The organism is Pseudoxanthomonas sp. Soil82, assembly GCF_040446535.1.
GTDB classification, from domain to species: Bacteria; Pseudomonadota; Gammaproteobacteria; order Xanthomonadales; family Xanthomonadaceae; genus Pseudoxanthomonas; species Pseudoxanthomonas kaohsiungensis.
The window spans coordinates 290,786-311,067 of the sequence record NZ_JBEAAK010000001.1; the positions used below are offsets into that span (position 1 = coordinate 290,786).

20 protein-coding genes are annotated in these 20,282 nt (G+C 71.3%); 10 read left to right on the forward strand and 10 right to left on the reverse strand.

What is annotated here, in order from left to right:
* Nucleotides 1-62 precede the first annotated feature (62 nt).
* Complete coding sequence (locus tag ABKA19_RS01285) at nt 63-989, reverse strand: alpha/beta fold hydrolase (protein ID WP_353687305.1); 927 nt, start codon at nt 987-989, stop codon at nt 63-65.
* 135 nt (nt 990-1,124) lie between these two features.
* Here ABKA19_RS01285 and ABKA19_RS01290 point away from each other — a divergent pair, with 135 nt between their 5' ends.
* Complete coding sequence (locus ABKA19_RS01290) at nt 1,125-1,853, forward strand: UPF0149 family protein (RefSeq protein WP_353687306.1); 729 nt, start codon at nt 1,125-1,127, stop codon at nt 1,851-1,853.
* A 134-nt stretch (nt 1,854-1,987) separates the two neighbouring features.
* On the opposite strand, the gene ABKA19_RS01295 is transcribed toward ABKA19_RS01290, so the two are convergent.
* The 3 genes from ABKA19_RS01295 to ABKA19_RS01305 form a co-directional block, all read right to left on the reverse strand.
* A complete protein-coding gene (locus ABKA19_RS01295) occupies nt 1,988-3,004 on the reverse strand; it encodes a 3-oxoacyl-ACP synthase III (RefSeq protein WP_353687307.1) in 1,017 nt (338 codons plus the stop codon).
* Between the two features lie 94 nt (nt 3,005-3,098).
* Complete coding sequence (locus ABKA19_RS01300) at nt 3,099-3,416, reverse strand: DUF4156 domain-containing protein (protein WP_162375835.1); 318 nt, start codon at nt 3,414-3,416, stop codon at nt 3,099-3,101.
* A 217-nt stretch (nt 3,417-3,633) separates the two neighbouring features.
* A complete protein-coding gene (locus ABKA19_RS01305; RefSeq protein WP_353687308.1) occupies nt 3,634-6,492 on the reverse strand; it encodes a M16 family metallopeptidase in 2,859 nt (952 codons plus the stop codon).
* 91 nt (nt 6,493-6,583) lie between these two features.
* Between ABKA19_RS01305 and ABKA19_RS01310 the strand changes: the two genes are divergently transcribed.
* From ABKA19_RS01310 to ABKA19_RS01325, 4 genes are all read left to right on the forward strand, one after another.
* A complete protein-coding gene (locus ABKA19_RS01310) occupies nt 6,584-7,321 on the forward strand; it encodes an SDR family oxidoreductase (RefSeq protein WP_353687309.1) in 738 nt (245 codons plus the stop codon).
* 370 nt (nt 7,322-7,691) lie between these two features.
* Nucleotides 7,692-8,093: a hypothetical protein gene (locus tag ABKA19_RS01315; RefSeq protein WP_162375838.1), complete on the forward strand. Its 402-nt coding sequence runs from the start codon at nt 7,692-7,694 to the stop codon at nt 8,091-8,093.
* A 48-nt stretch (nt 8,094-8,141) separates the two neighbouring features.
* The gene (trmL, locus tag ABKA19_RS01320) at nt 8,142-8,618 is read left to right on the forward strand and encodes a tRNA (uridine(34)/cytosine(34)/5-carboxymethylaminomethyluridine(34)-2'-O)-methyltransferase TrmL (RefSeq protein ID WP_353687310.1); all 477 of its coding nucleotides are present in this window, start codon (nt 8,142-8,144) and stop codon (nt 8,616-8,618) included.
* A gap of 157 nt (nt 8,619-8,775) precedes the next feature.
* Entirely contained in the window at nt 8,776-9,330 is a 555-nt protein-coding gene (locus ABKA19_RS01325) for an OmpO family porin (RefSeq protein WP_353687311.1), read from the forward strand.
* A gap of 905 nt (nt 9,331-10,235) precedes the next feature.
* On the opposite strand, the gene ABKA19_RS01330 is transcribed toward ABKA19_RS01325, so the two are convergent.
* The 5 genes from ABKA19_RS01330 to ABKA19_RS01350 all read right to left on the reverse strand — a co-directional run bounded on the left by ABKA19_RS01330 (nt 10,236) and on the right by ABKA19_RS01350 (nt 13,423).
* Complete coding sequence (locus tag ABKA19_RS01330; protein ID WP_353687312.1) at nt 10,236-11,270, reverse strand: NAD(P)H-dependent glycerol-3-phosphate dehydrogenase; 1,035 nt, start codon at nt 11,268-11,270, stop codon at nt 10,236-10,238.
* 22 nt (nt 11,271-11,292) lie between these two features.
* Nucleotides 11,293-11,814, reverse strand: coding sequence for a protein-export chaperone SecB (secB, locus tag ABKA19_RS01335; RefSeq protein ID WP_162375842.1), 522 nt, complete (start codon nt 11,812-11,814; stop codon nt 11,293-11,295).
* Between the two features lie 90 nt (nt 11,815-11,904).
* Nucleotides 11,905-12,342, reverse strand: a complete 438-nt coding sequence (locus tag ABKA19_RS01340; protein WP_353687313.1) for a rhodanese-like domain-containing protein — start codon at nt 12,340-12,342, stop codon at nt 11,905-11,907.
* 144 nt (nt 12,343-12,486) lie between these two features.
* The gene (locus ABKA19_RS01345; protein WP_353687314.1) at nt 12,487-12,915 is read right to left on the reverse strand and encodes a hypothetical protein; all 429 of its coding nucleotides are present in this window, start codon (nt 12,913-12,915) and stop codon (nt 12,487-12,489) included.
* Nucleotides 12,916-12,967: 52 nt separating this feature from the next.
* Nucleotides 12,968-13,423, reverse strand: coding sequence for a YiiD C-terminal domain-containing protein (locus tag ABKA19_RS01350; protein WP_353687315.1), 456 nt, complete (start codon nt 13,421-13,423; stop codon nt 12,968-12,970).
* 55 nt (nt 13,424-13,478) lie between these two features.
* On the opposite strand from ABKA19_RS01350, the gene ABKA19_RS01355 reads away from it, so the two are divergent.
* The 4 genes from ABKA19_RS01355 (at nt 13,479) to ABKA19_RS01370 (ending at nt 17,877) form a co-directional block, all read left to right on the forward strand.
* Nucleotides 13,479-14,240 carry a uroporphyrinogen-III synthase gene (locus ABKA19_RS01355; protein ID WP_353687316.1) on the forward strand — a complete coding sequence of 254 codons (762 nt, stop codon included), beginning with the start codon at nt 13,479-13,481 and terminating at the stop codon, nt 14,238-14,240.
* Between the two features lie 112 nt (nt 14,241-14,352).
* Nucleotides 14,353-15,342 carry a uroporphyrinogen-III C-methyltransferase gene (locus ABKA19_RS01360; protein ID WP_353687317.1) on the forward strand — a complete coding sequence of 330 codons (990 nt, stop codon included), beginning with the start codon at nt 14,353-14,355 and terminating at the stop codon, nt 15,340-15,342.
* Nucleotides 15,339-16,601, forward strand: a complete 1,263-nt coding sequence (locus ABKA19_RS01365) for a heme biosynthesis protein HemY (RefSeq protein WP_353687318.1) — start codon at nt 15,339-15,341, stop codon at nt 16,599-16,601. The genes ABKA19_RS01360 and ABKA19_RS01365 overlap by 4 nt, the downstream gene beginning before the upstream one ends.
* Nucleotides 16,602-16,641: 40 nt before the next feature.
* Nucleotides 16,642-17,877, forward strand: a complete 1,236-nt coding sequence (locus ABKA19_RS01370; protein ID WP_353687319.1) for an MgtC/SapB family protein — start codon at nt 16,642-16,644, stop codon at nt 17,875-17,877.
* Between the two features lie 33 nt (nt 17,878-17,910).
* Here ABKA19_RS01370 and ABKA19_RS01375 read toward each other — a convergent pair whose 3' ends face one another.
* A complete protein-coding gene (locus ABKA19_RS01375) occupies nt 17,911-19,188 on the reverse strand; it encodes an acetyl-CoA C-acetyltransferase (protein WP_353687320.1) in 1,278 nt (425 codons plus the stop codon).
* A 191-nt stretch (nt 19,189-19,379) separates the two neighbouring features.
* On the opposite strand from ABKA19_RS01375, the gene ABKA19_RS01380 reads away from it, so the two are divergent.
* Nucleotides 19,380-20,255: a hypothetical protein gene (locus ABKA19_RS01380; RefSeq protein WP_353687321.1), complete on the forward strand. Its 876-nt coding sequence runs from the start codon at nt 19,380-19,382 to the stop codon at nt 20,253-20,255.
* The last annotated feature ends 27 nt before the right edge of the window (nt 20,256-20,282 follow it).

Here is a 20,282-nt window from a genome sequence, read left to right on the forward strand (position 1 = left end):
CGGCTCCACCCGGCGCCGGCCAAGCGTGCTCAAGCCGGCGTGCCGGGCCGCGATCGCGGCCGCTATACCGGATGCGTCTCCAGGAAACGGCGGATCGCCGGCACCAGCACTTCGTGCTTGTCCTCGAGCACGTAGTGGCCGGCATCCTCGAAGGCGTGCACCTGCGCCCGCGACAGGTCGGCCTGGAATCGCTCGAGGAAATGCCGGTCGAACACGAAGTCCTTCAGGCCCCAGCCGATGAACACCGGACGGTCGGCGAACGACGGCAGGGCCTTGCCGGCCGCCTCCACCAGCGGCCAGGCCTCGTCCTTGGGCGAGAGCGGGATGTCCTGCATGAAGCGGATCGTGGCGATGCGGTTCTTCCACGAGTCGTACGGCGCCACGTAGGCGCGGCGCACGTCGGCCGGCATCTTCCGTTCCACGCCCAGCCACGAGGCGCCGGCGGAGAACGCATTGAAGGTGCGGATCAGCAGCTCGCCGACGAAATAGTCGCGGCCCAGCGCGATCTGCCACGGCATCGCCTTGGTCGCCGGTATCGGGAAGGCGGCGGTGTTGAGCACCACCAGCCGCTTCACCTGCGCGGCGTGTTTCAGCGCCCAGCCGAAACCGATCATCCCGCCCCAGTCGTGCACGGCCAGGGTCACCGGGGTGGCATCGTCGACGCCGGCATGGCGCAGCAGCGCCTCCAGGTCGTCCACGCGCGACTGCAGGGTGTAGTCGTAGCGCGGCTTCGAGGCCAGGTAGTCGTCCGGCTTGTCGGACAGGCCCATGCCGACATGGTCCGGGACGATGCAGCGGTAGCGCTTGCCGGAAGCCGGGTCGGACAGCCCCGCGACCAGGGTGCGCCAGTAGTAGCTCCACGACGGATTGCCGTGCAGCATGACCACCACCTCGCCGTCGCGCGGCCCCTGGTCCAGGTAGGACATCGAGATGCCGGGGCGGACTTCGAAGCGCTTCGGATCGGACGGGTAGCCTGGGAACTGTGGCACGGGGAGGCCGTTTTCGCGGGAAGCCCGGGATTGTAGGCCAGCGCGCGCCGCTACCGGCCGGCGGCGTGGCGCGCACGCCTCCCTTGGGCTGCCGCAGGGACTACCATGCACGCCCTTCCCTTGCTTCCATCCGCCATGGCCACGCCCCCGCCCTACCTCGACGACGCGCAGATCGAGCGCCTGTCCGCGCTGCTCGAACAACGCGCCGTCCCGTTCCGCGGGTTCAACCTCGAGGCCCTGGACGGCTTTCTTTCCGCTCTGGTGGTGTCGCCCTCGCCGGTGCCGCCCGAGGAGTGGGAGCCGCTGGTATGGGGCGGCAAGGCCCCGAACTGGGGCAGTGCGGAGGAAGCGCAGGAGGTCCAGGCCCTGCTGGCGGGCCACTGGAACATGTGCGCCGCGCGCGCCCGAAAGGGCGAAGAAACCCTGCCGGACCACCTGATGCCCCTGATGTGGCTGCCGGAAGACCCGGAGGACGGCACCGAGGCCCTGGCCGAGGACGAACTGGACGTCGGCCGCGAATGGGCGCTCGGCTTCTTCGAAGGCGTGGCGCTGCGCGAGGCCGAGTGGGACCGCTGGCTGGACGAGAACGAGTGGATCGACGAGATCTTCGCCCTGCTCGAGCGGCTGGCGTCCGGCGAGGTGGCCGATGCCGACGACCCTGGCAAGGCACCGGTGCCCCTGGGCTATCGCGACCGGCTGGAGATCGTGATGGACCTGCCGGGCATGCTCGCCGACCTCAACCACCACCACTTCGAGTCGCTGACGCCGCGCACGCCGATCCGCCGCGACGCGGCACCGGGCCGCAACGATCCGTGCCCCTGCGGCAGCGGCAAGAAGCACAAGAAGTGCTGCGGGGCGGGCTGAACAACAGCCCTCGCTCGATGCGGGGGACGCCCCGCGCCGCCGGGTGCGGGAACGCCAGGCCGATCGACCGGACATGAAAAGGGCCGGACGAGCCGGCCCTTCATGCAACCCGGATCAGGCGCCCCGGGGGCGCATCACCATTCCACTTCGGCCATCGAGCAGTTCAGGCCCGAACCAATCCCCAGCAGGGCGATGCGGTCGCCCTTCTTCAGGCGGCCCAGCTCCTTGAGCTTGCTCAGCACGATCGGCACCGAAGCCGGGCCGATGTTGCCGTGCTCGCCGAAGATGGTCATGACCTTCTTCGGGTCGATGCCGATGGACTTCACGAACGCCTGGGTGTGCGGGCGGCTGACCTGGTGGATCACGAACTGGTCCAGCTCGTCCACCGCCCAGCCCAGCGCCAGCTTGGCCGCGCCGAAGGTCTTCTGCGCCAGCTTGATGCCCTCGATCAGCAGCATGCGGGTGTCGGTGACCATCCGGTCCAGGTTGCCGCGGCACAGCTGGTTGAACTCGGTGGCCGAACGGGTGACGCCGCCCTTGTAGCGCGGCGCGTCCGGGACCAGCTCGCGGCGGGCCAGGACCATCGCCGCGGCGCCGCAGCCCAGGGTCAGCGCGGCCATCTCGTCGCGGAACTGCTGCTCGGTCACGTCCGGGGAGGCCATGCGCTCCAGGGTCTTCTCGTAGACCAGGTTGGCGGTCTCGCCGTCCACGACCAGCGCGTAGTCGATCTCGCCGCGCTCAAGCATCCGCGCGGCGATGTCCATGCCGTTGATGAAGGCCAGGCAGGCATTGGCGACGTCGAAGGTCATGCACTCGTCGCCCACGCCCAGGTTGCCGGACACGATCGAGGCGGTGGACGGCTCCAGGTAGTCGCGGCTGACCGAGGTGTTCACCAACAGGCCGATCTTCTCCACGCCGATGCCGGCGTCGAGCAGGGCCTTGCGCGCCGCCAGGGTGGCCACGTCGGAGGCCTGCTGGCCGTCGTCCCACATGCGGCGGGCGTGGATGCCGGCGATGTCGCCCAGCACGTCGGTGCGGATGCCCAGGCGGTCCAGCGTCGGCTTGAGCCGCTGGTTGATTTCCTGCGAGGTCAGGGTGTGCGGCGCGTCGATATGCGCCAGCCCGGCGATGGAGACGTTCTTGAACAGCATGGCAAACCGCGCCGGTGTGGCGGAAGGGGCACCGATTCTAACGGCTGGCCGTCTTCACCGCACCTTTACGAACCCGGGCGGGCCGCCGCCGGGTTCAGGGGCCGCACTGGAAGGCGGCGAAGCGCTGGCTGCCGCCGCTGGGTTCGCCCAGCGGCTGCAGGGTGTTGGCAGGCACCCCGGGCGCCTCGTTGCGGGCCAGGGTTTCCAGTTCGTCGCGGACCTTGAGCGCGTCGCGATCGTAGAAGGCCACGTTGTGCTTCACCGAAACCTCGATCTCGCCCTGCCGGGTGCAGCCGGCCGGCGCCGGCCCGGCCGGGACCACGCGCACCTGCTTGGCCTCGGGCTTGAGCGAGACCCAGGTGCAGGCGGCCAACGGGAGGACCAGCAGCAGGACGGACAGGGGACGGAGCATGGGCGGGAATTCCAGGTGGAGGGGCCGGCAGCCACCAGAGTGCCGGCCCGGGGATGAACGCCATTGTAGGAGCCGATTCATCGGCGACACGTGAGTCGGAGGCCCTGGGGGGACGTCGCCTGTGCCGGCGGTGTCGGGTCGCCGATGAGGATCGGCTCCTACAACAAAGTGTGCCTCGGACACGCGCCGGCCGGAGCCGGCGCGTGTCCGAGTGGTGCTACTTCGCGACAACCGGCTTGCCGTCGGCATCGACCACGTGGACCTCGCCCAGGTTCAGCGCGCGCACCGGCGCCTCGACCTGCTTGAGGTCGCCGACCACGACCCACACCAGCTTGTCGGGATCGAGGGTGGCCGCGGCCTGCTGCACCTGCTCCACGGTCAGCGCCTCGATCTCGTCCTTGCGCTTGAACACGTAGTCGTCCGGGCGGTCGTAGCGGACGATGCCGCCGATCGTGCCCATCACCGCGCGGCTGGTCTCGTAGGCGCCGGGCAGGCTGCGGATCTCGGTGGCCTGGATCTTGGCCACTTCCTCCGCGGTCGGTGGGGCCTTGCCGGTGGCGTACTCGCGGATCTCGCGGTCCAGCTCCTTGAGGGCGTCGGCGGTCTTGTCGATCTGCACCGGTGCGAAGCTGATCCACGGCCGCTGGCCGATCGCGCCCGGGGCGCTGCTGTAGGCGCCGTAGGCCCAGTGCTTGTCCTCGCGCAGGTTCATGTTCAGGCGCGAGGTGAACTCGCCGCCGAGCACCGAATTGGCGAAGTCGAACCGGATCGCACCGGCGTCCTTGGTGGAGGGCACCACCTGGCCGGCCAGGATCGTGGCCTGCACGGCGCCGGGCTGGTCGACCAGGTAGACGGTCGGCTTGGCCGGACGCTTCACTTCCGGCAGCGCGGCGGCGGCCACGGCCGGCGTGGCGGCCTTCCAGTCGCCGAAGTGCTTCTCCAGCAGCGGCACCACCTCCTCGAGCGTGGTGTCGCCGACCACGATCAGGGTCGCGTTGTCCGGACGCACCCACTGGTTGTGGAAATCGAGCAGGTCCTGGCGGGTCAACGCGGCGATCGAGGCCTCGGTGCCGCTGCCGCTGAACGGGATCGCATAGGGATGGCCCTTGCCGTACAGCAGCGGCGGCAGCACCCGCAGCGCGGCGCCGTTCGGCCGCGCCTTCTCCTGGCCGATGCCGGCGATCCAGGTGGCGCGGACGCGATCGATCTCCTTCTGGTCGAAGCGCGGCTGGCGCAGCATGTCGGCGAATAGCCCCAGCGAATCGTCCAGGTTCTCCTTCAGCGCCGACAGGTAGGCGTTGCCGCCGTCCAGCGCCGCGCCTGCGCCCAGCATCGCGCCCAGCGACTCGGCGCGGTTGGCGAACGCCAGCGCGTCCAGCTCGCCCGCGCCCTCGTCGAGCATGCCCATGGTGAAGCTGGAGGTGCCGAGCTTGCGGCCCTGGTCGGCGGCGAAGCCGCCCTTGAACTCGTAGCTGAACTGCACCACCGGCACCGCGTCGCGGCGGGCCAGGATCACCTTCGTGCCGTTGCTGAGCGTGGCCCGCTCCAGCGCCGGGAACTTCAGGTCGGGGAAGCTCTCGGGCATCGGCACGCCCTGGCTGCGGTCGACCGTGGTCCTGGCCGTCTTGAACTTGGGATCGGGCTTGGGCAGCACGAACGGCGCCGGGGTCGGCGATGCCTCTTCCTCCAGCACGGTGCGGTCGCCCGGCACCACCACCAGGGTGTGCGAACCTTCGCCCAGCCAGCGCTGGCCGGTGGCCTTGAAGTTGGCGGCGGTGGTGTCGCGGACCACTTCCAGGCTGGCGCGGAAGCAGCCGGGGTCCTTGGTGTACACCGCGCACTCGGCCAGCGCGTCGGCCTTGCCGCCGAAGCCGCCGATGCGCTCGATGCCGCGCACGAACCCGGCCTCGAGCATGGCCTGCGCCTGCTGCAGCTCGGCGGCCGTCGGGCCGTCGGCCAGCAGCTTGCGCAGCTCCTCGTCGATGATCGCCTCGACCTTGGCCGGGTCCACGCCCTGCTTCACGTCGGCGGTGATGTAGAAGGTGGACGCCAGCTCGAACGGTTGCACGTAGGCGCTGACCTTGTCGGCCAGCTTCTCCCCGTGGACCAGGCGGCGGTCCAGGCGCGAGCTGCGGCTGCCGCCGAGGACCTGCGACAGCACCTGCAGGCGGTCGGCATCGGCATCGCCGTAGCCGGCCACGCTCCAGGCGCGGTAGATGCGCGCCTGCGGGACCTTGTCGGTCATCGTCGCGCGGCTGTCCTCGCGCTTCACCGGTCCGGCCTGCACGCGCGCCAGGCTCGGGCCGGCCGGGATGTCGCCGAAGTAGCGCGCGACCTTCTCCCTGGCGGTGGCGACGTCGATGTCGCCGGCCAGCACCAGCACCGCGTTGTTCGGGCCGTACCAGGCGCGGAACCAGTTCTTCACGTCCTCCAGCGAGGCCGCGTTGAGGTCGTTCATCGAGCCGATCGTGCTGTGGTGGTACGGGTGGCCCTTCGGGTACAGCACCCGGTACAGCTCGTCGTCGGCCTGGCCGTAGGGCTGGTTCTCGCCCTGGCGCTTCTCGTTCTGGACCACGCCGCGCTGCTCGTCCAGCACCTTCTGGTCGATCGCGCCGAGCAGGTGGCCCATGCGGTCGGACTCCATCCACAGCGCCATGTCCAGCGCGGTGGTCGGCACGTTCTGGAAGTAGTTGGTGCGGTCCAGCCAGGTGGTGCCGTTCTGGTCGGTGGCGCCGGCCAGCTCGAACGGCTCGAAGAACTCGCCGCGGTAGTTTTCCGAGCCGTTGAACATCAGGTGTTCGAACAGGTGGGCGAAGCCGCTGCGGCCGGCCGGTTCATCCTTGCTGCCGACGTGGTACCAGAGGTTCACCGCCACCACCGGCGCCTTGCGGTCGGTATGCACGATCACGCGCAGGCCGTTGGGCAGGGTGAACTCCTCGTACGGCACCAGCTGCTCGCCGGCAGGCGCTGCGGTCTTGGCGGCCAGCGCCGGCGAAGGCGCCAGGGCGGCGACGCCGAGCGATGCGGTGATGGCCAGGACCAGGGCGGCCGTAAGCGGCCGGCGGGCTAACGTCATGGTGACGCTCCTTGGGGTGTAGACGCCCGATCCTACCCAGCGCCCCCGGCCTTTACACTAGGCCACAAGCCATGCCGGAGCGGAGCCGCCGATGCGGGACTCGACCGAAGCCGACCGCCACTGCCTGGTGACCGGCGCCAACCGCGGGCTTGGGCTGGAATTCGTCCGCCAGCTGCTGGTGCGTGGCGAGCGCGTGGTGGCCGCGTGCCGCCATCCCGGCCGCGCGACGGCGTTGAACCTGCTGGCCGGCGAGCATCCGGGCCGGCTGCACGTGCTGCCGCTGGACGTGGCCAGCGCGCGCAGCCGCGACGAACTGGTGCGCGAACTGCCACTGGTGCTCGATGGCGCCCGCCTCGGGCTGCTGGTCAACAATGCCGGCGTGCTGCACGGCGGCGAGCGCTTCGGCCAGGTCGCCGAGGCCGACCTGGAGACCAGCCTGCACACCAATGCGATCGGCCCTTTCCTGCTGACCCAGGCGCTGGTGCCCTTGCTGGCCGATGCCGATGGCGCGCGCGCGGGAGCCGTGGTGGCCAACCTGTCCTCGGAGATCGGCTCGATCGCCCGGCGCGACGAGTTCCGCACGCCCAGCTACGCGATCGGCAAGGCCGCCCAGAACATGGGCAGCGTGCTGCTGGCGCGGGCCCTGGCCCCACGTGGGATCCGGGTGGTGGCGCTGCATCCGGGCTGGGTGCGCACGGACATGGGTGGCGCGCAGGCCACGCTGGCGCCGGCCGAGGCGGTGGCGGCGCTGCTGGATGTCATCAACCGGCTTGGCCCCGGGCAGAGCGGCGTCTTCCTCGACCCACGGGGCCAGGTGCTGCCCTGGTGACCGCGCGCCGCCTCGTGCGCGCTTTCCCACATACATAAGGCGTCGAGCTCTCCCGGGCGATCGGCTTGAGGTCGGCCGTCCTGGAACCGGGTTCCGAGCCCGCCAGCCGGCGGGCGCCGGACACGGAAACCACGCTTGACGGACGTCCGCGCGCACCGCCGGACACCGCGGACACCCGATAAAAGCGTTGTAAATCAGTTGCTTGGGGTTGGCACGCTGTATGCGTTGTATCTGGCGAGTCCAGCGCCATCCTGAAAATTACTGAACGGATGGTGAACACAAGCGGGAAATCTTGAACTTTCGCTTGCGCTTGCTGGTTAGGTGTATTACTTTACTACCACACCACCGCCACATCACACCGGAGCACGCCATGAACGCCAAGACCCTTTCCGCCGCGATGAGCCTGATCCTGTCGCTGGCCGCCCTGTCCGCCAACGCCGCCGAGACCCGCATCGTCGACCTGCCGACCGTGACCGTCCGTCCCGACGCCGCCCTGAGCGCCGAGCTGGCCGCCAACGCCCCGCGCGTCGCCCATGTCGTCGACCTGCCGGCCGTGACCGTCCGCCCCGATGCCGCGCTGGCCGCCGAGCTGGCCGCCAACGAAGCCCCGCGCGTGGCGCACATCGTCGACCTGGCGGCGATCAACGTGTACCCGACCGCCGAGCAGCTGGCCGAGCGCGCCGCCATCGTGGCCGCCGAGCACGCCCAGGCCCTGACCGCGCAGCTGGCGACCACGCTGCTGGCCGAGACCCTGGCCGTCACCCTGCCCTGACCGCCGCACCCGCGCGGCGGCGGGAGGGGCCCGCATACAATCGCCGCGATGCAAGCGCCTGTTTTCGACATCCTGCTGTACCAGCCCGAGATCCCGCCGAACACCGGCAACGTGATCCGGCTTTGCGCCAACACCGGCGCGCGCCTGCACCTCGTCGAGCCGCTCGGCTTCGCGATGGAGGACAAGCAGCTGCGGCGCGCCGGCCTGGATTACCACGAGTTCGCCCGCGTGCAGGTGCACGCCAGCCTGGACGCCGCGCTCGACGCGATCCGGCCGGTACGCCTGTTCGCGCTGAGCACCCGCGGCCAGGTCCGCCACGACCAGCCGCGTTACGCCGATGGCGATGCCTTCCTGTTCGGCCCGGAAACGCGGGGGTTGCCACAGGACGTGCTCGACGCGGTCGCCCCGGAGCTGCAGCTGCGCCTGCCGATGCGCCCGGGCAACCGCAGCCTCAACCTGTCCAACGCGGTGGCGGTGGTGGTGTTCGAGGCCTGGCGGCAGAACGGGTTCGCCGGCGCGGGCTGATGCCTGATGCAAGCCCCGAAGTTCCCGGAAGCCGCACCAAATTAATGTACCAGTCAGTTTGATATTCAGGCTGGATTGAGGACCGCTGCGAATAATTGCGCCCACCGGTCGGAGCAAAAGGCCGGACATACCAAACGACATAGAGGTCGATAGAACAATGAAGAAGTCCCTGCTGGCCCTGACCCTGCTGGTCGCCGCCCCCTTCGCCGCCTCGGCGGCCGAGGGCGTGTCCTACAACTACGTCCAGGGCGGTTACGCCGCGACCAATACCGACGGCGCCGATGCCGACGGCTGGGGCCTGGACGGCTCGGTCGCCATCGCCCCGAACTTCCACCTGTTCGGTGGCTACAGCAACCAGGAGATCGACGACACCTCGATCGACTTCGACCAGTGGCGCGCCGGCGTGGGCTACAACCGCGAGATCGCCCCGTCCGCCGACCTGGTCACCCGCGTGGCCTACGAGAAGTTCGACGCCGGCCGCGGCTTCGATTACGACGGCTGGAGCGCCGAGGTGGGCGTGCGCGGTGCGCTGCACCCGAACTTCGAAGGCTACGTGATGGCCGGCTACGAAGACGGCGACAACTACGACGGCGAGTTCTACGGCCGCCTCGGCGCCCAGGCCAAGTTCAACCAGAACTGGGGCGTGAGCGGCGACGTGAAGTTCGTCGACGGCGACACCCAGTGGTTCGTCGGCCCGCGCTTCAGCTGGTAAGCGACACCTGTGCGATAGGCGGGGGCGGTCCCTCTCTCCCCTGTCCCCGGCCTAGTTCTACTGGCGTGTTTCCCTCCCTCCACGCCAGACCCGGAGCCCGGCGCAAGCCGGGCTCTTTTTGTTTCCGTTCCGGAAGCCGGCGCTGGTCGGCGGCTCGAGGCGCAAGCGCCTTGCAGGGCCTGTCGTCGTACCCGGTTGAAGCGTCAGTTCCCCTATTGAAGCCTCCCGATGCGGCCGCTTCCCCGGGTGGAGCGTCGGCTCCGGAGTGGCCGCCGTGACCTGTAGATGCGTCGGCTCCGGACGGGGCCGCCGCACCCTGGGCCTATGTCCCACCCTTCGGGACGACGTCCTGTCTTTACGAAGGGCCGTGGCACATCCATGTGCCACTTGGGACATAGGCCCAGGGTGCGGCGTCCTTCGTGATCATCAGGGTCGCGGCTTCGATCGCAAGAGCCGGCAAGTGCGACGGGCGCCACCGCCGTCGAGCCATCCGTAGCCGTCACCTGTCGAGCCATCCGTGGGCCTTCAGCTCCCAGGAAAGCAGGATCACGCCTTTTGACTGGGTGCGAGGCTGTGCGGCCAAGCGATCGAAGCGCTGCCCTCGACGCGCCGAAGGACGCTGTTCTGCCGCAATGAGGGTCGAGCGGCACAGGGATGTGCCGCGCTCGCGAACTGAGGCAGGACGCCGGCGTGAGCGACGACCCCCATTGCGGCAGGACAGCGGCCCCCTCCGGAGCCGACGCACGACAGCGCTCCTGAAACCGACGGAATTGTCCTCTAGAGCCGACTCAACAGATCGCCGCTGACGCGGACGACGCCCGCCCGAGGTCCGCTCGACACGAGCAGTTGGTGCGGCTCGGATCAGCAGCGGACTTGATTCGCCCCAGATCGGCCCTGGAAGGGCCCTAGAGGAACAGCGCCGCGGGGTATTCGGGCTTCTGTTCGCGCGCCAGCAGCTGGCGCAGGCCGTCGACCGGGGTGATGTCCCCGTGCAGCACCGCCCGCACGCCGGCGGAGATCGGCAGTTCGATGCCGTGGCGGTCGGCCAGGCGCATGACCTCGTCGGCGGTCTGCACCGACTCGACCACCTGGCCGATCTCGCGGATAGCTTCGTCCATCGGCTGGCCGCGGCCCAGGGCCAGGCCCAGGCGGCGGTTGCGCGACAGGTCGCCGGTGCAGGTGAGCACCAGGTCGCCCAGGCCGGCCAGGCCCATCAGCGTTTCCGGGCGGGCGCCGATCGCGGCGGCCAGGCGCAGCATTTCGTTGAGCCCGCGGGTGATCAGGCCGGCGCGGGCATTGAGGCCCAGCTCCATGCCGTCGGCCACGCCGGTGGCCACCGCCAGCACGTTCTTCATCGCGCCGCCCAGCTCGGCGCCGACCATGTCGTTGCCGGTATAAGCGCGGAACGCCGGGCCATGCAGCGCATCGGCCACGACCTGGGCGAACTCCGGGTCGGCGCCGTGCACGGTCACCGCGGTCGGCAGGCCGAGCGCGACTTCCTTGGCGAACGAGGGGCCGGTGACCACGGCCAGCGGCACCCCGGAACCGAGTACGTCCTCGGCGACTTCATGCAGGAAACGGCCCGAGCCCGGCTCGAATCCCTTGGTCGCCCACGCCACGCCGGCGCCGGCCGGCAGCAGCGGCTTGAGCGCGTGCAGGGTTTCGGTGAAGGCGTGCGAGGGCACGACCACCAGCACCCAGGTGGCGCCACGCACCGCTTGGGCCAGGTCGGTGGTGGCGCGCAGCGAGACCGGCAATTCGATCCCGGGCAGGTAACGCGGGTTCTGGTGCCCGCGGTCGATCGCCTCGACGATCGCCGCGTCCCGGCCCCACAGGGTGGTGGCCAGGCCGTTGCGCGCGGCCAGGGTGGCCAGCGCGGTACCCCAGGAACCGGCGCCCAGGACCGCGAGCGTGTCGGGTACGGCAACTCCCGCGGTCATGGTTGCAGGCCGCAGGCGCGGATCAGGCGTTGCCGACCGGCAGCTCGCTGGCGGCCGCGTCGGCGCCGGCCTGCTGCTGGCGCTGGCGCAGGGTTTCGGCGTACAGCGCGTCGAAGTTGATCGGCTGCAGCAGGAACGGCGGGAAGCCGCCGGCCTGGATCAGTTCGCCGACGATCTGGCGCACGTACGGGAACAGGATGTTCGGGCACTGGGTACCGAGCAGCACGTCGATCGCCTGCGGCTGCAGGCCGACCAGGCCGAACACGCCGGCCTGCTCGACTTCGGCCACGTAGGCGGTCTTGTCGCCGACCTTGCAGGTCAGGGTCACGGTCAGCACGACTTCGAACAGCGCCTCGTTCAGGCGCTGCACGCGCTGGTTGAGGTTGAGCTGCAGGTCCGGCTGGCCCTGCTCGCTGAAGATCGCCGGTGCGCCGGGAGCCTCGAAGGAAACGTCCTTGACGTAGATCTTCTCGACGCTGAAAGCGGGACCCGCGGCATCCTGCTGGGCGGGAACGGCGGCGCCGTTGGTGGTTTCGTCGGACATTTCACAAACTCCAGAAAGCGGTGGGATCGATCAGCGTGATCGGGAAAGAACGTCGGATTATGGCACGCCCGCCCGGGCGCGGCCGGCGGCTCAGGCGCGCCCCTTGACCAGCGGCAGGCCTGCCGCATCCCACGCGGCGATGCCGCCGTCGAGCCAGTGGACCTGCTCGAAACCGGCCTTCTTGAGCTTCTTGGCGGCCTCGGCGGAGGCCATGCCGTTGCGGCAGACCAGCACCACCGGCGACTGCTTCGCGCCGGCCACCAGCTTGGCCTCGGGGCTGAACTGGCTCGGGGTCAGGTTGCGGCTGCCGGGGATATGGCCCTTCTCGAAATCGGCGCTGGCCGACAGGTCCACCACCAGCGCGTTTTCCTGGTTGACCAGGGTGGTCAGCGCGGCCGGCTTGATCGCCTTGTAGCCGCGGAACAGCCGCGCGACCTCGGTGTAGAGGATGGCCACGGTCAGGCCCGCCAGCGCCAGCGACAGCATCGGGTGGCGGCCGAAGAAGGCCATCAGGGTCTCGAAATTCACGGCGGTCCGGGTCTGCGGCGGGAAAGGGCCCGGATTGTCGCACAGGCGCCGCGGCTGCCGCCCTCGCGGGGCGGGGGCTGCGCTACTGCGGCCCTCCCGGGCCAAGACGCTTCGCCGCAGGGGGGCAGCGGGGCAAGCCCCGCTCTACTTGCCGTCCCAGAAGTCGGGCAGCCCGGCCATCTGCCACCAGCGCTTGGCCTTCGGGTCCCATCGCCAGCGCTCCTGGTAGCGGACCACGCGCTCGGCCTGGGTGTGCCGGTTGATCACGCCGATCTCCACCGAGCGCGCGATCGTGCCGTCTTCCAGCTCGCCGTTTCCGCCCTCCCGGTAGCTGGAGACCTGCAGCTGCTTGTAGCGCTCAAGCTCCAGGTCGGTCAGCGGCTTCTCCGCGCGCACCTCCGGGTCGACCATCTGCCAGGCAGCCTCGTAGTCGCTCCAGCGCATGGCCGAGGAGAACACGACCTGAGCCTGCTCCAGCTTGCGCGAACTGCCGGCGGCCTCGGCGCGCGGCAGCCCCGCCAGCGCGAGCAGCGCGATCAGTGCGGGCAGCAACGGGGAGGTGAGCTTGTGCATGCGGCGGCTTCCCGGATGGATGCGCCGCATCCTAGCAGCCCGGGCGCGCGACTCAGCCCGGGCGCAGGGCGACGAAGCGTCCGCTGAACACGGTCGCATCGCCGCCGTCCGGCAGGCGCACGCGGGCGGCGATGCGGCAGCGCGCGCGGCCGCGCTGGCGGTAGGTGGCGACGAAGGCCTCCCAGTCCCCCTCTTCCAGCCAGGCTTCCGCTTCCAGCCCCGACAGCAGCGGCGCCAGGTAGCGGACCTGGCTGTCGGCGACGTAGACGTCGGCCTGGAAGCCGGCTTCGTCCAGGCGCCGGGTCGCCAGCGCCCATCCGGCCAGGGTCATCAGCGACACCAGGCTGCCGCCGAACGCCGAGCCCTTGTCGTTGACGTTCGGTCCCAGCGGCGCCTGCAACCGCAGCCGGCCGGCGGAGTCGCCAACCACTTCCACCTGCATGGCCCGCACCAGCGGGATCGATTGCAGGTGTGCGCGCAGCGCGTCGAGGGAACCGGTATCACCCATTTCATTTTCTTCGGCTGGAGCGCGGCGAGCCGCGCGGGGCCCGCATAATGCCGGAATGCCCGCATCCCGTCCGCCCGCCTGGTACCTGGTGTCGTTGCGTGGACAGGGCGAGCATGCGGCCCTGCGCCGGGCTGCGGCGCGCCATGGGGGCGCGTTGTTGCCGCTGTCGCCATGGCGGATCGTGCCGATGCAGGACGCGGCCAGCGGCGAAGCACTCGTGCAGGCGCTGTCGGCGCCGGTCGTGGTGTTCACCAGCCCGGCGGCGGTTCGCGCGGCGGCGCAGCTGCAGCCGCTGGCCGTTCGGACCGGCCAGCACTGGCTGGCGGTCGGCGCCGGCACCGCCGCCGCACTGCGCCGCGCCGGCATCGTGCAGGTGCAGGCGCCCGGACGGATGGACAGCGAGGGCCTACTGGCGCTGCCGGCGCTTGCCGCGCCGTCGCGGGTCGGGCTGGTCACCGCACCGGGCGGCCGTGGCCTGCTGGCGCCGACGCTGGCGGCACGCGGCGCCCGCGTCGACCGGGCCGATGTCTATGCGCGGGTGCCGGTGCCGCTGGACCGGCGCGCCCTGGCCCGGCTGGCCGCCGCCGACGCTCCCCTCGTCCTGGCGCTCAGCAGCGAGGAGGCGCTGCAACGGGTGCTCCCGCAGCTGCCCGGCGCCCTGGCGACCCGCTTGCGCCACTCGCCGGTGGTCGCCGCCAGTGCGCGCCTGGCTACCATCGCACGCGACCTGGGCTGGCAACGCGTCCTGGTCGCCGGCAGCCCGCGGCCGGCGGCGTTGGCCCGTACCGCCGCCGGCGCGCTGCCGAGCACCGTCTGAACCGCGCGCGCTTGCAGCTGCGCAGGCGCCAAGCGATCCTTCGCATGCGGCCCCGGTGCGATGCGCGTCACGGTTGACAGCGCGACGACGGCCGCATGACAAGGACGCAGCCGTGAATGACGTCGCTCCCACCGCTCCTCGCCGTGCGCGCTGGCGCCTGCTGGTGCCGCTCGTGCTGGCGTCCGGCGTGGCGCTCGCCGGCTGGTTCGGGTGGCAGGGCTGGCAGGCGCGGCAGCAACAGGCGCAGGAACGCGCGCTCGACGACGCGCGCCAGATCGACGCGCTCGGCCAACGCATGGACACCCTGCGCGGCGACCTGCGCGCGCAGGGCCGGCTGCTGCAGGACGCCGCCGCCTCCAACCGGGTGCTTCGCGACGAAGTGCTCGGCCTGGGCCAGCGCAATGCGCTGCTCGAGGAAGCCGTCGCACGCCTGGACGCCAACGCCCGCGAGGGCCACCAGGCGTTGCGCCTGGACGAGACCGAACTGCTGCTGGTGCTGGGCGTGCAACGCCTGCAGATCGCCGGCGATGTCGCCGGGGCACGGCGCGCCTATGCGCTCGCCGCCGCCATGCTCGACGGCCTCGACCAGCCGGAGGCGCTCAACCTGCGCCAGGCGCTGGCGGCCGAGCGCGTTGCGCTGGACGCGCTGGGCCCGGGCCCGCGGGCGCAGGCCGCGCAACGGCTCGAGGCGGTCAGCGTGGATATCGCGCGGCTGCCATTGCAGGTGCCGTCCGCTCCGGCGCAGGAGCAGAAGCGCCCGCTCTGGCAGCGGCTGCTTTCGCCGCTGCTCGAGATCCGGCCCGCCAGCGGCCAGGCGCTGATGGGCGAAGCCGAGCGCCGGCAGGGCGAGGATGCGCTGCAGGTGGAACTGACCCTGGCGCGCGCCGCGCTGGAACGCGGCGACGTTGACGGTTTCCATACTGCGCTGAACCGCGGCGCGATGTGGGTCGGCAGGTTGTGGCCCGATTCACCCGCGCTGCGCGAAGTTCGCCAGGAACTCGATTCGTTGCGCGAGGCGCCCCTGCAGGCGGAGTCGCCGCTGCTCGGCAGCACTCTGCAGCAGCTGCGCGCCATGCGCGAAGTAAAGGAGGCTGCCCGGTGAAACCCTATCGATGGCTGGTGGCGTTGCTGGTGGTTGCCGTGCTCGGCGTCATCGGCGCGCAGTGGCTCGCCCAGCAGGACCAGTCCACGCTGGGCCAGGTGATCGTGCGCACCGGCGGGTACGACTACAGCACCACGCTGCCGCGTGCGCTGCTGCTGCTGGTGCTCGCCTGGCTCGCGCTGGGGCTGGCGTGGTCGCTGCTGCGGCTGCCGTTCCGCGCCTGGGGCCGGTATCGCAAGCGCCAGGGTCGTGCGCGCCTGATCGAAGCGCTGCGCGCCTTGCAGGGCGGCCACTGGCTGCGTGCCGAACGCCTGTTCGCGGCGGCGGTGGAGGACCGCGAAGTCGGCGCGATCGCACTCGCCGGCGCCGTCCGTGCCGCCGACGGACGCGGCGACGATGCCGCCGCCCAGGGCTGGCTGGCCACGCTCGCCGTGCGCGACCCGGCCGCGCACGCGATGCTGCAGGGCGAACGACTGCTCGTGCGCGGGCTGCCGGTCGATGCGATCAACGCGCTGGACGTGGCCGCCGCGCAGCCGTTGCCGCCGCGCGGGCTGCTGCTGCGCGCCCGCGCCCTGAAGATGATCGGCCGCGCGGACGAAGCGTATGGCCTGCTCGGTGCGCTGCGGCAGCAGGACGCGCTGCCGGCCGACGAACTGGGCCGGCTGGAGCTGGAGCTGGCCACCCAGTCGCTGCGCGATGCGGCCGATGCGAACCTGCTGGCGGAACGCTGGGAAGCCATGCCCAAGCCGCTGCGCACCGAGCCGTCGGTGGTCGCCGCCTACGCCGAACGCGCGGCGGCTTTGCGCTGGGACGAAGCCGCGCTGCGCCACATCGAACAGGCGCTGGATGCGCGTTGGGACGAGTCGCTGGCCGACCTCTACGGACGCCTGCCGATCGGCCACGTCGATTCCCGCCGGGCCAGCGCCCAGCGCTGGCTGCAGGCGCACCCGGCCAGCCCTGCGCTGCTGGTCGCGCTGGCGCGGCTGGCCCGCAAGCAGGGCCAGTGGCTGCAGGCGCAGGACTTCCTGCACCGGGCGCTGGCCCAGGGCGCCGGGGCCGATGCCTGGGAGGAGATGGGCGCCGGCTTCGCCGCCGCCGGCGAGGAGGGCCTGGCGCGCCGTGCCTATGCCAACGCGCTGCATGCCGCGCGCGGCGAGGCGGCCGAGGAACTGCCCGGTCGCGACCTGCGCGAGAAGATCTTCGACCGCGCGGTGGTCGAGGACCGCGACGCGCACGGCATCCCGCGGCTGAAGGACTGACCCAGGCACCCGGCGCCGCGACGACCGTATAGTCGCGGCCATGGCCGGGTTCGACCTTCCCTTGCTGCCGACCGCTACCGCGCTGGGCGTGGGCCTGCTGCTGGGCCTGGTCGCCGAACGGCGCAAGCTCGACAACCCCGGAATGACCGCCGGCCTGCGCACCCACACCCTGGCGGCGCTGGCCGGCGCGGTCACGCTGTGGCTGGGAATGCCGGCCTTCATCGCCCTGCTGCTGGCCCTGGCCGCGCTGTCCGCCGTGGGCTACCTGCGCACCAGCAGCGAGGATCCCGGCCTGACCTCCGAACTGGCCCTGCTCACCAGTGGCCTGCTCGGCGGCCTGGCGATGCAGGCGCCGCTGGCGGCCAGCGCGCTGGCGGTGGTGGTCGCGGTGCTGGTCCATGCCAAGTCGAACCTGCACCGGCTCAGCCGCGAACTCATCAGCGACCGCGAGATCGCCGACGGCCTGATGCTGCTGGCCTTCGCCCTGATCGTGCTGCCGGTGCTGCCCGACCGGCCGATCGATCCCCATGGCGCGTTCAACCTGGCCACGATCTGGAAGCTGGTGGTGCTGGTCATGGCGATCGGCGCGGCCGGCCACATCGCCGTGCGCGTGGTCGGCACCCGCTGGGGCCTGCCGGTGTCCGGCTTCTTCGCCGGCTTCGTCTCGTCCACCGCCGCCACCGCCAGCTTCGGCCAGCAGGCGCGGGCACAACCGGCGCTGGCGTCCTCGTGCATCGGCGCGGCGATGCTGGCCAACCTGGCATCGATGGCCCTGTTCGTCCCGATCCTGCTCGCGGTGTCGCCTGCATTGCTGCGGGCCTCGGGCTGGATCCTGCTCGCCGCTGCGCTGGCCTTGTTGTTGCACGCGGCCGCCGGCCTGCGCCGCGGGCGCGCGGTGGCGGCGCCGCCGCCGACGGCCGATTCGCGCATGTTCCGGATCGGCCAGGCCGTGGGCTTCGCGGCACTGATCGCCGGCGTGATGGCGGTTGCCAGCCTGCTCGGCCAGTGGCTCGGTCCAGGCGGTGCGCTGGCGGCGGCCTTCCTCTCCGCGCTGGCCGAGTTGCACGCGGCCACGGCCACGGTGGCGAGCCTGCACCAGGGCGGCATCATCGACCTGGCGCAGGGGCGCTGGGCGATCGTCGGCCTGCTCGGCGCCAGCGCCTTGGCCAAGTCGGTGGTGGCCTTCACCAGCGGAGGCGCGCGTTACGGGCTGCGGATGACGCTGGGGCTGGCGAGCATGGTCGCCGCCGCGGCGCTGGCGGCGGGATTCACCTGAGCATGCCGGGCGGTGCCACCGGGCGGGGTGCGTTCAGCGCTCGATGATCGCCACCACGCCCATGCCGCCGGCGGTGCAGATCGACACCAGCGCGCGGCCGCCGCCGCGTTCCTTGAGCTGCCTGGCCGCGGTGGCGACCACGCGCGCGCCGGTGGCGGCGAACGGATGGCCGGTGGCCAGCGAAGAGCCGACCGGGTTGATCTTCTCCGGGTCGATCCGGCCCAGCGGCGCGTCCAGTCCGAGCCGGTTGCGGCAGTAGTCCTCGCTTTCCCAGGCGCGCAGCGTGCACAGCACCTGCGCGGCGAAGGCCTCGTGGATCTCGTACAGGTCGAAATCCTGCAGGCCCAGGCCATGGCGGCGCAGCATCTCCGGCACCGCCACGGTCGGCGCCATCAGCAGGCCTTCGCCGTGGACGAAGTCCACCGCCGCGACCTGCGCGTCCTTCAGGTAGGCCAGCGGCTCGTGGCCGTGGCTGCGCGCCCACTCGTCGGAGGCCAGCAGCACCGCGGCGGCGCCGTCGGTGAGCGGGGTCGAGTTGGCGGCGGTCAGGGTGCCGCGGCCGGAGACCCTGTCGAACGCCGGCTTCAGCGTGGCCAGCTTCTCCAGCGAGGTGTCCGGGCGCAGGATGTTGTCGCGCTCCACGCCGCGGAACGGCGCGATCAGCTCGGCGAAGAATCCGCGCTCGTAGGCCGCGGCCAGCTTGCGGTGCGAGGACACCGCCCATTCGTCCTGCGAGTCGCGCGAGATGTTCCACTGCTTGGCCATGTCCTCGCAGTGGTCGCCCATGCTCTTGCCGGTGCGCGGCTCGGCCACGCCGGGGAATTCGGGCTTGAGTTCGGCCAGCTTGAAGCCCTTGAACGCGGCGATCTTGTCCTTCGTCGTCTTCGCGCGGTTGGCGGCCAGCAGGCGCGCGCGCAGCTTCCTGCCGTAGACGATCGGCACGTCGGACGTGGTGTCCGAACCGCCGCCGATGCCCGACTCGATCTGGCCAACCGCGATCTTGTTGGCGATGGTGATGATCGAATCCAGGCTGGTGCCGCAGGCGCGCTGCAGGGTGATGCCCGGGGTCAGCGGCGACAGGCCCGACGACAGCGCCGCCTCGCGGCCCAGGTTCCAGTCCGAGGAGTGCTTGATCACCGCGCCCATCGCCACTTCGCCGAGCTGCTGGCCATGCAGGCCGAAGCGCTCGACCAGGGCGCCGAGGGTCCGCACCGACATGCCGAGGTTGCCGACGTCCGAATAGGCGGTGTTCTGGCGGCAGAACGGAATGCGGACGCCGCCGAGGATGGCGACGGGTCGGACTGAAGGCATCGGGCACTACCTCAAGGAGATTCCATTCGTGGGCTCGGCCTGCATACGCGACCGAATGCATAATGCGGGAGTGTAGCCCCGACCCGGCAGGCGGCCAATGATGAAGACCCACCCCGGCATGAATGGCGTCCCCGCCCGCGGCGCGGACGTGCGGCGCATCGCGGCAGCCGGCGCGAGGCAGGAGCATCCGCATGGCTGAGCCGGCGATCGTACGCGGCGTGTTCGCGCTCGAACTGGCCGGCGGCCTGGCGCCCGACCGGGCTGCGCTGTCGCCGGCGCAGGCCGGCGAGCTGGCCGCCGCCGTGGGCCGCGACCTGGCCGCGCTGGTGGACGGCGTCGCCGGCCTGGACCTGGTGCTGGCAGCGGCGCACTTCGACCCTGCCGAAGCACTGCGCCCGGGCTGGCCCCTGCACCAGCGCCTGCAGGAATTGCATGCGCGCGCACCCGGCCGCGGCGATGGACCGCGGGTACTGGCGTTCGGCGCCGATGCCGCCGGCGCGGTGCCGCTGCCGTTCCAGGCCGATCCGGCGCTCGCCGGCGGCGGCCTGCGCGTGCTGCCGTTCCTGCTCGTCGGCGCGCCCGACGCGGCGCGCGCGGTCAACGAGGCCCTGGAGGAGAAGCTGCTGCAGTTCGGCATGGCCACGCCGGGCACCGCGCTGCTGGCCCAGGACGGCTTCGCCGCGAAGATCGAGCACGCCCGCTATCTCACCGCGCACGACCTGGCCGCGATGATGGCCATGCAGTACGACCACCAGGGGCTGGCGCCGCTGTGGAACCTGGTCGAAGCGGCGCTGCTGGCGCCCGATGCGGTCGAGTGGCTGGATGCCGGCGCCGAACCGCTGCTGCGGCTGGAGCACGGCGAGGTGCGGATGGCCCTGTTCGACCCCGCCGGCTGGTGCGCCCACTACCGCCACGGCCAGGGCGACTGCGACCGCTTGCAGCGGGTCTACGACCATTTCATGGCGCGGCAGCGCCAGTTCGCCGCGGTGCTCGAAGCGCACGGCATCCCGGTGCTGTTCGTGCATTGCGACGGCCAGGACGACGCACGCGCGTTGCTGGCGGCCTGATCCGCCACGGCCCGCGCGCGCAGCGCG

What these genes read in the sequence shown, in the direction of transcription:
- ABKA19_RS01290 (WP_353687306.1), top strand. Translation starts at nt 1,125, where the DNA reads ATGGCCACGCCCCCGCCCTACCTCGACGACGCGCAGATCGAGCGCCTG.
- ABKA19_RS01295 (WP_353687307.1), bottom strand. Translation starts at nt 3,004, where the DNA reads ATGCTGTTCAAGAACGTCTCCATCGCCGGGCTGGCGCATATCGACGCG.
- ABKA19_RS01300 (WP_162375835.1), bottom strand. Translation starts at nt 3,416, where the DNA reads ATGCTCCGTCCCCTGTCCGTCCTGCTGCTGGTCCTCCCGTTGGCCGCC.
- ABKA19_RS01305 (WP_353687308.1), bottom strand. Translation starts at nt 6,492, where the DNA reads ATGACGTTAGCCCGCCGGCCGCTTACGGCCGCCCTGGTCCTGGCCATC.
- ABKA19_RS01310 (WP_353687309.1), top strand. Translation starts at nt 6,584, where the DNA reads ATGCGGGACTCGACCGAAGCCGACCGCCACTGCCTGGTGACCGGCGCC.
- ABKA19_RS01315 (WP_162375838.1), top strand. Translation starts at nt 7,692, where the DNA reads ATGAACGCCAAGACCCTTTCCGCCGCGATGAGCCTGATCCTGTCGCTG.
- trmL (WP_353687310.1), top strand. Translation starts at nt 8,142, where the DNA reads ATGCAAGCGCCTGTTTTCGACATCCTGCTGTACCAGCCCGAGATCCCG.
- ABKA19_RS01325 (WP_353687311.1), top strand. Translation starts at nt 8,776, where the DNA reads ATGAAGAAGTCCCTGCTGGCCCTGACCCTGCTGGTCGCCGCCCCCTTC.
- ABKA19_RS01330 (WP_353687312.1), bottom strand. Translation starts at nt 11,270, where the DNA reads ATGACCGCGGGAGTTGCCGTACCCGACACGCTCGCGGTCCTGGGCGCC.
- secB (WP_162375842.1), bottom strand. Translation starts at nt 11,814, where the DNA reads ATGTCCGACGAAACCACCAACGGCGCCGCCGTTCCCGCCCAGCAGGAT.
- ABKA19_RS01345 (WP_353687314.1), bottom strand. Translation starts at nt 12,915, where the DNA reads ATGCACAAGCTCACCTCCCCGTTGCTGCCCGCACTGATCGCGCTGCTC.
- ABKA19_RS01350 (WP_353687315.1), bottom strand. Translation starts at nt 13,423, where the DNA reads ATGGGTGATACCGGTTCCCTCGACGCGCTGCGCGCACACCTGCAATCG.
- ABKA19_RS01355 (WP_353687316.1), top strand. Translation starts at nt 13,479, where the DNA reads ATGCCCGCATCCCGTCCGCCCGCCTGGTACCTGGTGTCGTTGCGTGGA.
- ABKA19_RS01370 (WP_353687319.1), top strand. Translation starts at nt 16,642, where the DNA reads ATGGCCGGGTTCGACCTTCCCTTGCTGCCGACCGCTACCGCGCTGGGC.
- ABKA19_RS01375 (WP_353687320.1), bottom strand. Translation starts at nt 19,188, where the DNA reads ATGCCTTCAGTCCGACCCGTCGCCATCCTCGGCGGCGTCCGCATTCCG.
- ABKA19_RS01380 (WP_353687321.1), top strand. Translation starts at nt 19,380, where the DNA reads ATGGCTGAGCCGGCGATCGTACGCGGCGTGTTCGCGCTCGAACTGGCC.